The 3,499-nt window shown below is 73.0% G+C and carries 4 protein-coding genes; 1 reads left to right on the forward strand and 3 read right to left on the reverse strand.

The features are described from left to right. From VGO20_RS23465 to hutI, 3 genes are all read right to left on the reverse strand, one after another. On the reverse strand, positions 1 to 582 hold a 582-nt coding region (locus VGO20_RS23465), incomplete at its 3' end, for a M20/M25/M40 family metallo-hydrolase (protein WP_327504818.1). Positions 583 to 706: 124 nt separating this feature from the next. Continuing rightward, positions 707 to 1,282: a HutD/Ves family protein gene (locus VGO20_RS23470; protein WP_327504819.1), complete on the reverse strand. Its 576-nt coding sequence runs from the start codon at positions 1,280 to 1,282 to the stop codon at positions 707 to 709. Then, positions 1,279 to 2,493, reverse strand: coding sequence for an imidazolonepropionase (hutI, locus tag VGO20_RS23475; protein ID WP_327504820.1), 1,215 nt, complete (start codon positions 2,491 to 2,493; stop codon positions 1,279 to 1,281). Before hutI ends, VGO20_RS23470 begins: the two co-directional genes overlap by 4 nt. A 76-nt stretch (positions 2,494 to 2,569) precedes the next feature. On the opposite strand from hutI, the gene hutF reads away from it, so the two are divergent. Beyond that, a partial coding sequence (hutF, locus tag VGO20_RS23480; RefSeq protein WP_327504821.1) for a formimidoylglutamate deiminase occupies positions 2,570 to 3,499 on the forward strand: 930 nt, incomplete at its 3' end.

Genomic DNA, 3,499 nt, shown 5'->3' on the forward strand with positions numbered 1-3,499 from the left:
CCGGCCGAGCACGTTGATCCGCAGCACCATGGAGGCGGCATGGCTCGTCGCCAGCTCCAGCTCGGTCGGCTCGCCCAGCACGAAACAGTCCGCCGCCAGCCCCTCGGCCAGCGCGTGCCGGGTTCCGGCCCCGCCGCGCAGCTCGCCGCACACATGCGCGACCACGACGTCGCCGGCGAGCGGGATGCCGGCCCGGCGCACCGCGTCGACGGCGGCGACGTAGCAGGCGTTGGCCGCCTTCATGTGCACGAAGCCGTAGAGCCAGCCGTCCTCGACCGTGCCCGCGAACGGGTCCTTGGTCCAGCCGTCGCAGACGGGGTTGTGGTCGATGTGGCCGTTGAACAGGAGCGTCGGACCGCCGCCGCCGCCGCGCAGGCGGCCGATGGCGTTGAAGCTCGGCCCCATCAGCGCGGTGGCCGGGACCGGCTGCAGCCCGGCCTCCATGCCGACCCGGTCCATCGCGTCGACGAAGAAGCGGGCCACGTCCTCCTCCTCGCCCGACAGGCTGGGTATCCGCAAGGCCCCGCGCGCGAGTTCGAGCACCAGTTCCTCGTCGACGAAATCCGCGACGCTGCGGCCCATGCTCCGCCTCCGACGTTTTACTAATGAAACGTTGTTTTCGTTCTAAAAAGCTTATGACTGCGTAACACCGCGGTCAAGCAGCATGCTCGAATATGCGGAAAATTATCGGGCGGGCCGTTCCCGGCTACGCCGAGGGCCAGAAATAGGCGAGCATCAGCCGGGCGTCGCGCGCCGAGGCGGACACGGCGGCCGCGCGCCCCTCGCAGATCGCGGCGTCCCCGGCGTCCAGGGCGTCGGCGCCCAGGGACACCGGACCGTCGAGGGCATGGATCAGCAGCACCGCGCCGTGCCGCTCGATCCGCGTCGCGCCGTCGATGCGGGCGCGCGTCAGGAAGTGGCGGAACCGGGCGCGGTGCGTCATCACGTTGAAGTCGACGACCGGCGCGCCGTCGAGCGTAGCCGATACCGGGATGTCGCCCGGGAAGCGGAACGGCGCGCTCCCGGCGTCGAGCAGCGCCGCCTCGCGGTCGTCGACGTGGAGGCGCAGGCCCGCCCCCTCGACGACCGCCAGGGTCCGATCCACCTCGGGAAAGGAAGAGAACGGTCCTGGGGTGTCGACCCGGGCGAGGCTCACCCGCCAGCCGAAATCCTCCATGCCCGCACCCGGGGGATGGACGGCGACCTGACGGGTCTCGCCGCCGCCGTTCTTCCAGGGCGTGACCGTCATCCCGGCCGAGCGCACGATCCGGATCGACGTCATCCCTCGCCCCCGAAGATGCGGCGGTGCAGGGGATTGAAGCCGATGCGGTAGGCAAGCTCCGCCGGCTGCGCGACGTCCCAGACCGCGAGGTCGGCACGCCTGCCGGCCTCGACGGTGCCCAGCGAGGCGCCGAGGCCGAGCGCGCGGGCCGCCTCGCGCGTGGCGCCGGCCACCGCCTCCTCCGGCGTCAGGCGGAACAGGATGCAGGCCATGTTGACCGCGAGCAGCAGGGAGGTGAGCGGCGACGAGCCCGGGTTGCAGTCGGTCGCGATGGCGATCGGCACACCCGCGGCCCGCAGCGCGTCGATGGGCGGCAGCTTCGTCTCGCGCAGCGCGTAGAACGCGCCCGGCAGCAGGACCGCCACCGTGCCCGCCTTCGCCATCGCGGCGGCCCCGGCCTCGTCCAGGTGCTCCAGGTGCTCGGCCGAGAGCGCGCCGTGGGACGCGGCAAGCGCGGCACCGCCGAGATTGGAGAGCTGCTCCGCATGGAGCTTGACCGGCAGGTCGAGCCGGTGCGCCACCTCGAACACCCGCTCGACCTCGGCGGGAGAGAAGGCGATGCCTTCGCAGAAGGCGTCCACCGCGTCGACCAGGCCTTCGGCGTGGGCGGCCGGCAGCGCCTCGTTGCAGACGAGGTCGACATAGGCGCCGGAGCGGCCCTCGTATTCCGGAGGCACCGCATGGGCGCCGAGGAAGGTCGTGCGCACCGTGACCGCGCGCTCCCGCCCCAGGCGCCGCGCGACGCGCAGCATCTTCAGCTCCGTCTCGACGTCGAGGCCGTAGCCGGACTTCACCTCCACCGTGCCCACTCCCTCGGCGATCAGCCGGTCGAGACGGGTGAGCGCGGATCGGAGCAGCGTCTCCTCGTCCGCCGCCCGCGTCGTCGCGACGGTCGAGCGGATGCCGCCGCCGGCGCGTGCGATCTCCTCGTAGGAGGCGCCCTGCAGGCGCAGCTCGAATTCCCTCGCCCGGTCGCCGCCATGGACGAGATGGGTGTGGCAGTCGACGAGCGCCGGCGTCACGAGCCGGCCGTCGAGCCTTTCGCGCGGCGCTGCCGCGAAGGCGTCCGGCAGGTCGGACTCCGGGCCGCACCAGGCGATCCGGTCGCCGTCGAGGGCGACCGCCCCCCGCTCGACCATGCCCCAGGGCGGACCGCCCGGGACCATGGTGGCGATACGGGCGTCGGCGAGAACGCGGGTCTGTCCGGCCATGCGGCGTCTCCTCGGGCCAATTGCGCTCCTGGAACCTGATTTGTATGATCAAAATGGGAATTATGTCTAGGGTGCCATGATGGCGGCGATCTTCGCGGAGCGGGCCCTTCTGCCCGAAGGCTGGGCCGAGAACGTCCGGGTCTCGATCGACGATGCGGGGCGGATCGCGCGCGTTGGGACGGGGACGGCCGCGGAGCCGGACGACCTGGCGCTGCCCGGGCGCGTGCTGCTGCCCGCCCCCGCCAACCTGCATAGCCACGCCTTCCAGCGCGCGATGGCGGGGCTGACCGAGCACCGCGCCGGCGCGGACGACGACTTCTGGTCCTGGCGCACGCTGATGTACCGGTTCCTCGACCGGCTGACGCCGGAGCGGATGGAAGCGGTCGCCGCCCTCGTCTATGTCGAGATGCTGGAGGCGGGCTACGCATCGGTCGGCGAATTCCACTACGTGCACCACCGGCCCGGCGGCGGCGCTTACGACGACCGGGCCGAGATGTCGGGCCGCATCGTCGCGGCGGCGGCGGCGGCGGGGATCGGGCTCACCCACCTGCCGGTGCTGTACGCGCGGGCCGGCGTGGACGGGGCACCGCTCGCCGGCGGGCAGCTCCGCTTCGGCTGCGACCTCGACCGCTTCCTGCGCATCGTCGAGGGCGTGCGGACGGCGGTCGCGCGCGGCCCCGCCGACGCCCGGGTCGGCGTCGCCCCGCACAGCCTGCGCGCGGTCCCGCCGCCTATGCTGGCGGACCTCGTCGCGGCCGGGACCGAGGGGCCGATCCACATCCACATCGCCGAGCAGACACGCGAGGTCGAGGACGTCGAGGCGGCGTTCGGCGCCCGGCCGGTCGCCTGGCTGCTCGACAACGCCCCGGTCGACGAGCGCTGGTGCCTGGTCCACGCGACCCACATGGTGCCCGGCGAGACGGTGGCGCTCGCCCGCTCGGGCGCCGTCGCCGGGCTCTGCCCGATCACGGAGGCCGATCTCGGCGACGGCGTGTTCGACGCGCAG

The sequence above is a fragment of the Arenibaculum sp. genome, from assembly GCF_035998295.1.
Lineage (GTDB): Bacteria > Pseudomonadota > Alphaproteobacteria > Azospirillales > Azospirillaceae > DASYHS01.

What these genes read in the sequence shown, in the direction of transcription:
- VGO20_RS23470 (WP_327504819.1), bottom strand. Translation starts at nt 1,282, where the DNA reads ATGACGTCGATCCGGATCGTGCGCTCGGCCGGGATGACGGTCACGCCC.
- hutI (WP_327504820.1), bottom strand. Translation starts at nt 2,493, where the DNA reads ATGGCCGGACAGACCCGCGTTCTCGCCGACGCCCGTATCGCCACCATG.